This window comes from Kitasatospora sp. NPDC058444 (assembly GCF_042721415.1).
In the GTDB taxonomy this organism is placed as follows: Bacteria; Actinomycetota; Actinomycetes; order Streptomycetales; family Streptomycetaceae; genus Kitasatospora.
Window position 1 is genome coordinate 238210 of record NZ_JBHXLL010000005.1, and the last position, 6941, is coordinate 245150.

The 6941-nt window shown below is 74.0% G+C and carries 5 protein-coding genes; 3 read left to right on the plus strand and 2 right to left on the minus strand.

Annotation, left to right across the window (positions count from 1 at the left end; genetic code table 11):
• Positions 1 to 171: 171 nt before the first annotated feature.
• Positions 172 to 1689 (plus strand): APC family permease, encoded by a 1518-nt coding sequence (locus ACFWP2_RS08590; protein WP_380449513.1) that lies wholly within the window; start codon positions 172 to 174, stop codon positions 1687 to 1689.
• Between the two features lie 142 nt (positions 1690 to 1831).
• Here the strand turns inward: ACFWP2_RS08590 and ACFWP2_RS08595 are convergent, their stop codons facing one another.
• Together ACFWP2_RS08595 and ACFWP2_RS08600 are read right to left on the minus strand one after the other, a co-directional pair.
• Entirely contained in the window at positions 1832 to 2839 is a 1008-nt protein-coding gene (locus ACFWP2_RS08595) for an MsnO8 family LLM class oxidoreductase (protein ID WP_380449605.1), read from the minus strand.
• A 500-nt stretch (positions 2840 to 3339) separates the two neighbouring features.
• On the minus strand, positions 3340 to 4533 hold the full coding sequence (locus tag ACFWP2_RS08600; RefSeq protein ID WP_380449514.1) for a peptidoglycan-binding protein: 1194 nt from the start codon (positions 4531 to 4533) through the stop codon (positions 3340 to 3342).
• A 359-nt stretch (positions 4534 to 4892) separates the two neighbouring features.
• Here ACFWP2_RS08600 and ACFWP2_RS08605 point away from each other — a divergent pair, with 359 nt between their 5' ends.
• Entirely contained in the window at positions 4893 to 6248 is a 1356-nt protein-coding gene (locus tag ACFWP2_RS08605; protein WP_380449515.1) for a DUF6271 family protein, read from the plus strand.
• Positions 6245 to 6742 (plus strand): GNAT family N-acetyltransferase, encoded by a 498-nt coding sequence (locus ACFWP2_RS08610; RefSeq protein WP_360356473.1) that lies wholly within the window; start codon positions 6245 to 6247, stop codon positions 6740 to 6742. Before ACFWP2_RS08605 ends, ACFWP2_RS08610 begins: the two co-directional genes overlap by 4 nt.
• Positions 6743 to 6941 lie beyond the last annotated feature (199 nt).

Consider the following 6941-nt stretch of genomic DNA (forward strand, 5'->3'; position numbering starts at 1 on the left):
GTGACGGGCTTCCCTGACGGCTTCCCGACGCTCCCTCCGGCCGGACGTCGCGGTCCCGACGCTCCGGCCGTTCCCCACGACGGCCGTGTCTCGTTCCCCGGTCGGCGGCCCCCGCGTGTCCGCCGCCGACCGCCCCGCCCCCCGTTCGTACGACCTCAGGAGAGCTCCCCCATGAACCCGCCCTCCGACGCGGCCCCCACCGCCGCACTCCGTCCCCCCGGCTCCGCCGGCGCCAAGACCAACGCCAACGCCTCCGACTCCCCCGGCGGCCTGGAACGCGGGGTGCTCGGCACCGGCGACATCGTCTTCTTCGTCGTGGCCGCCGCCGCGCCGCTGACGGTGATGGCCGGCGTGGCGCCGTTCGCGATCTCCTTCGGCGGCATCGGCACGCCGGTCGCCTACCTGGCCACCGGCGTGGTGCTGGCGCTCTTCGCGGTCGGGTTCACCGCCATGACCACGCACATCCGCAACGCCGGCGCCTTCTACGCCTACGTCACCCGCGGCCTCGGCCGGGCGGCCGGGCTGGGCGCGGCGCTGCTCGCGGTGCTCTCGTACAACGCCATCCAGATCGGGATGTTCGGCGCCTTCGGGTTCTTCGCCCGCACCACCGCCGCCGACCTGCTCGGGCTGGACCTGCCCTGGCCGGTCTGGGCGCTGTTCGGGGTCGCGGTGGTCTGGTTCCTCGGCTACCGGTCGATAGACCTCGGGGCCAAGGTGCTCGGGGCGCTGCTGATCGCCGAGACCGGCATCCTGCTGGCGCTCGCGGTGGCGGTGCTGGTCAAGGGCGGGGCGCACGGGCTGAGCCTGTCCTCGTTCGCCCCGGAGCACGTGTTCTCCGGCGGGATGGGCGGCGTGCTCGGGCTCTCCTTCGCCGCGTTCATCGGCTTCGAGGCCACCGCGATCTACCGTGAGGAGGCCCGGCAGCCGCACCGGACCGTGCCCCGCGCGACCTATGCCGCGATCGCCTTCCTCGGCCTCTTCTACACCTTCGTCACCTGGATGATCGTGCAGGCCTTCGGTGACACCGAGGCCGTCGCCACCGCCACCGCCGACCCGGCCGGGATGTTCTTCACCGCGATGACCGACTACGTCGGCGGCTGGGCGACGGAGGTGCAGCGGGTGCTGATCGTCACCAGTCTGCTCGCGGCGCTGCTCGCCTTCCACAACACCATCACCCGCTACGGCTACGCGCTGGCCAACGAGCAGGCCGCCCCGGCCGCCCTCGGCCGGGTCCACCCGCGCCACGGCTCGCCGTGGATCGGCGGCATCGCGCAGTCGGTGCTGGCGGCGGTGGCCGTCGGGGTGGCGGCGCTGATCGGGGCGGACCCGTACAACCAGTTCTTCCTCTGGGTGAACTCCCCCGGGGTGGTGGGCATCCTGGTGCTCCAGGCGCTGGCCGGCCTCGCCGTGTTCGCCTTCTTCCGCCGCGACCGGGCGGCCGCCGCGAGCGCCGGGGCGTTCCGTACGGTCGTGGCGCCGCTCGCCGCCACCGTGCTGCTGTGCGGGGCCACGGCGCTGGTGGTGTGGCGGCTCGACCTCTTCACCGGCGCCGGCCCGGAGGTCAACTGGCCGCTGGTCGCGATCGTGCCGGTGGTGTTCCTGACCGGCGTCGGGATCGCTCTGCGGCTGCGGGCCCGGAGGCCGGAGGTCTACGCACGGCTCGGGACGACCGAGGTCGACGCGGGCTGAGCGGCGGACCGCGCGGGAGCCGGGTGCCGACCCGGCTCCGCGCCGACCTGATCTGCCCCCGCCTGCCCTGCCCTGCCCCCGTTCCGCCCAGCCGCATCCCTGTCCTGGCCCTGCCCTGCCCTGCCCGGTCAGCCCTGGCCGGTCAGACCTGGCCGACGGCCTCGGCGAGGAGCCGGTAGGAGTCGAGCAGCGCGGCGCGGTCGTAGGTGCTGGTGGTGACCAGGAACTCGTCCGCCCCGCTGCGCTCCACCAGCGCCGCCAGCTCGGCGACGGCCTGCTCCGGGGTGCCCGCGATGTGGCCCTTGAGCGACTGCTCGAACGCGGCCCGTTCCCGGGGCGTCATCTCCCGGGCCCGGACGTCGGCGGCCGGGCTCAGCGGCGGGAACTCGCCGTGGGTGCGGGAGTACGCGCCGGACCAGGCCTCCGGGACGAGCAGCTCACGCGCCCGCTCGGCCGTGTCGGCGACCGCCACCGTGCCCGAGACCACGACGTACGGCTCGGCGGCCTGCGCGGAGGGACGGAACCGGGTGCGGTAGCGGTCGATCGCCTCGAGCATCCGGTCCACTCCGCGTGGAGCGGCGATCACCAGCGGCAGGCCCGCGTCGGCGGCCAGGTCGGCGCCCGCACCGGTGGCCAGGACGAAGGCCGGGACGTGCAGGCCTTCGGCCGGCCGGGCGTGGACCCCGCGGTTCGCCTCCTGCGAGCCGTCGAAGTAGCCGAGCAGTTCGGCCAGCTGGGCACCGAACGCGTCCGCGGCGTCCTTCTCCCGCCCGAGCGCCCGCCGGACACCGTCGGTGAAGCCCACCGAGCGCCCGAGCCCCATGTCGATCCGCCCCGGGAACAGCGCGGCCAGCACCCCGAACTGCTCGGCCACCACCAGCGGCTGATGGTTGGGCAGCATCACCCCGCCGGTACCGACCCTGATGCGCGTGGTGGCCGCCGCCACCGCCGCGGCGAGCACCGTGGGAGCCGACCCGGCCACTCCCGGCACGCCGTGGTGCTCGGACACCCAGAACCGGTGGTAGCCGAGCCGCTCCACCTCGCGGGCGAAGGCCACCGTGCCCCGCAGTGCCTGGGCCGGCTCCTCCCCCTGTCGGGTGCGGGAGCGGTCGAGCACGGAGAGCCTGGTCGTGGGCGCGGCACTGGTCACGTCGGGGGACAACGCCTGTCCCCCGCACGGGCATTCCCCGGGCGGCCGGACCGAGGCCGAGGGCCTGCCGATCAGTCGCCCGCTCCGGGTATTCGGACCGGACGGGTACCCAGGGCCTCGGCCTCCCCCCTCTCCGCGGCCCGGACCGCGCCTCCTACCGTGGCCCTGACCTTGGCCGGGGCCACGGCTCCGGCGTCGGCCTTGCGGCGGCCCGCGGACGCGGGTGCCGCCACCTGGCGTGAGGACGTCGGTTCGGACGCCGCGGCGGCGCCGGTGGGCGAACGCACGGGTACCTCCTTCGAGTCGGGGTCACGAGGACGGCCCCAGGCTCTCCCGTCGCTGCCGAATCCGTCATCTGACGGTGGACGTAACCTCGTCTACTCCCGGGCGAGTACACCGCCCCCCGGGAACCGCCGGAAGGCTGCTCCCGGGAGCAGTGCCGACGACACCGCCCCCCGGGCCCGGCTCCGGCAGCGCCTCCCCCGGGAGCAGCACCACCCTCAGTCGGTCACCGCGAACCCCTGCGCCGCGCCCAGCCGGTGCAGCGAGGCCTGGCCGGGAATCCCGTCCGCGGCCCCCGCCTCGTACCCGCAGCGCCGCTGCCAGGCCGCGTACGCGGAGACCGTCCGGCTGCCGAACGAGCCGTCCACCCAGCGCTGGTCGAGCAGTCCCTCGTCCACGAGCGCCTGCTCCACGATGGCCGCCTCGGCCGGGTACGTCAGGTGCCCCTGCTCGGCCCCCGGGTCGGTCCGGGCGGCCTCGACCACGTGGGCCACCGAGACCGTCCGCTGCCCGGGCAGGTAGCCGAGCAGCCGGCGCAGCGATCCCTCGCCCGGGACGCCGTCCGCCGCCTGCCCGGAGTAGCCCAGACTCCCCTGGTAGTCCGCGTAGTTCGCGGTGTCCGCGTCGGTCCAGTTCGGGCCGGGGCCGGAGCGGTAGTGGTCGCCGAAGCCGTGCGAGACCAGCGCCCGCCCGACCGCCGTCACCTGGTAGCCCTGGGCCCCGTAGCCGTACGGCAGGCCGTTGATGCTGACCTGGTAGCGGGCGGGCGCGGCCGGGGGCACCGGGTGCTGCTGCGAGGGCGGGGTGCCCGGGGAACCGGGCCCGGCCGTGAAGTCGGGCCAGGATCCGGGGTCGGTGTGGTCGTTGTACGGGACGTGGGCGTGGGCGTACCAGCCGCCGAAGGCCTCCCAGGCCCGCTCGTCGCGGTGGCCGGAGAAGTCGGCGGGCCGGCCCATCGGCCAGATGTCGGGCACGCCCCAGGAGGAGATCCAGGCATGGATCCGGTCCCAGCCCGCGCACGGGGTGTCGACCAGTCGCGGGTAGACGCCGCCCTGGTAGCGGCAGTAGGGGAAGAAGACCGCCTCGATCTGGATCACCACCCGCCCGGCCCGGTTGGTGCGGGTCGGGCTCTCGGCGGGGCTGAGCAGGCTCTTCGAGCGGGAGTCGGCCGGGAACAGCTGCGCCGTACGGCCGCTGAACGGGTCCCAGACCAGGTGCGGCGCGCTGCCGGCGCCGCTGCCGGTGAAGTAGCCGACCAGGTCCTCGTAGGGGCACCAGTCCTGCGGCGCGGTGGCGGTCGCGTTGCGGTCCCAGGTGATGTGGGCGATGGCCTTCGGCGGGTACTGCTGATCGGTCGGCGCGTGGTCGCCGAGGTCGTGGATCTCGGCACCGGGCAGCCACGGTTCGGGCATTGCGGGCTCCTCCGAACGGCGTGAGGGCATCACTTCCGGTATCGGCAGGTACGGCTCGCGGATTGACCCCGGCGGCGCAAATGACCGGCGATGAACCCCCCTTGCCCGTCCGGCCGTTCGACTCTGCGGGGGCGGTTCGCCCCTGCGTGCGATTCCGGCGCCCGTGCGGGGGCGGCGGATCGCGCGGGAGGGGGCGCATTCCACCCCGCCGGGGCTTCGGCTGTCAATCGTTGACATCAAAAGTGGTCTAGTCCACGGTGGTCCGACGGACCGGCGCCGGCCCGCGCCCGGGACTTCCACGCGCTCCCAACTCGCCGTTGTGGAACCGAATCTGACGATCCGATGGAGAAACCCGCACCATGCAAAGAGTCTGCCTCGCCCTGCCCACCATGCGGTCCTGCCCCGACACCATCGCGGAACTCGCCGAGGAGGCGGCCTACGCCGTCGCCAACTTCGGGGTCGAGGTGCACCTGCTCATCCTCGACACCACCGACGGCGTCGCGCACGCGCGGAACGCGGGCGCCGTGGCCGCGCTGGAGCCCACCCCCGGCGTGGTCGTCCACCACCTCGGCGAGGCGCGGCAGCGGGACTTCCTGCGCCGGGTGTCCGAGCGCTCCGGCGCCGCCGACCCCGAACTGCTGCTCGACCTGATGCTCCCGCGGGCCGTCGCGTACGGCTCCTGCGTCAACCGGCTCTTCCTGGGCGCGGCCGCCCTGGGCTGCACCTCGGCGCACCTGCGCAACGACGACGCCGACTTCCAGGTCGTCGACGGCCGGAAGGTCTTCCCGATCCACCACGAGCTGCTCTCGATCGGCCGGCCGGCCGGCGAGGCGGTGGCCGGCGTGTCCCGCTCCGAGCTCGACCCGGCCGACGCGGACAAGCCGGTGATGCTGGTCAGCGGCTCCTTCATCGGCGAACTCAACGTGGACATCGGCGAGATCCACGAGCTGGACCCGGCCGTCTACCGCGACCTGGTGCGCCTGTGGACCCCGCCGGTGTGGTCGGAGGAGGAGCGGGACGCCATGGTGGACGTCTCCTTCAAGGGCGCCGGCTCCGAGCCGTTCGGTGCCGACGAATCCGTCCTCGGCGTGCCCGACATCTGGGACGTCTACATGTGCAACATCGCCCTGGACCACCGGGCCTACGAGGTGCTGCCGCTGCTGCCCTCGACCGAGACCATCGGCAGCGACTACGCCCTGCTGCACGCCCTGGTCCACTCCCGGCTGCCCGGCGTCGTCCACAACCGCCACATCGTCAACTACTACACGCCCGAGCGCCGCACCGGCGCCGGCTTCGTCTCCTACCAGCTGCGGTTCGTCAAGTTCCTGCTCTCGATGCTGTACCTGTACCCGGTCTACGGCGGGATGATCGACCTCGGCCCCGGGCTGCTGGACGAGCGCCACGGGCTGAAGGCCGAGCCGATCCTCGACCTGGCGCGGGGCAGCGTCCACTGGGACCGGGCCGGGAACGTGCACTGCCTGGACGTCCTGGACCGGTCCTACCGCAAGCTCGGCGGCAAGTACGCCGAACTCGCGGACGTGGTGGCCGGGCGGCGGGAGCAGCTCCTGGACGAGGCCCAGCGGGACGCCGAGCGGTGGGCGGTGCTGATCGAGGCCTGGGCGCCGATGGTGGCCGCCGCCCGCGCGGAAGGGCTCCGCACCGGTGCGGAGGGGCTCGACGCGGACGCCGACGGCACGGAGGCGCCGGCCCGGTGAGCGAGGACCTCCGGATCAGGCGGCTGGCCGACGGCGACTGGGACGCCGTCGTCGCGCTGGAGCACGCCGCCTACGCGGCCGACGGCCTGTCCGAGGGCCGGGAGGCGCTCCAGTCGCGTGCCCGCAGCTCGCCCGGCACCTGCTTCGTGCTGGAACAGCACGGCACGGTGCGCGGCTACCTGCTGAGCCTGCCGTACCCGCCGCTGCGCTGCCCGGACCTCAGCCGCCCGGAGGAGCAGGCCTTCCGTTCGACCAACCTGCACGTGCACGACCTGGTGATCGCCGAGGAACTGCGCGGCCGGGACGTGGCGCTGGGCTTCATCCGGCACTTCCGGGAGCAGGCGGACGAGCAGGGGTTCGAGCGGATCTCGATGGTCGCGGTGCGCGGGGCGGACATCCTGCTGCGGCTGCTCGGCTACCGGGCGCACCGGGAGGTGCCGGTGCCCGCCTGCTACGGGCGGCGGGCGGTGTACATGTCGATGCCGGTGCGCTGACCTGCGGGGCAAGCGGCCGAATGATCACCCTTTCGGCCTAGTTCGAACGGCGCAGATCACCCCATCGGGTGAAGCTGGTGGCGGGGGGGCCCCCCCCCCCCCCCCCCCCCGACCCCCCCCCCGGCCCCCCCCCCCCCCCCCCGCCGCCCAGTAGCGAGAGAATAATAAAAACAAAGAAAGCCCACCACACCTAGATTTT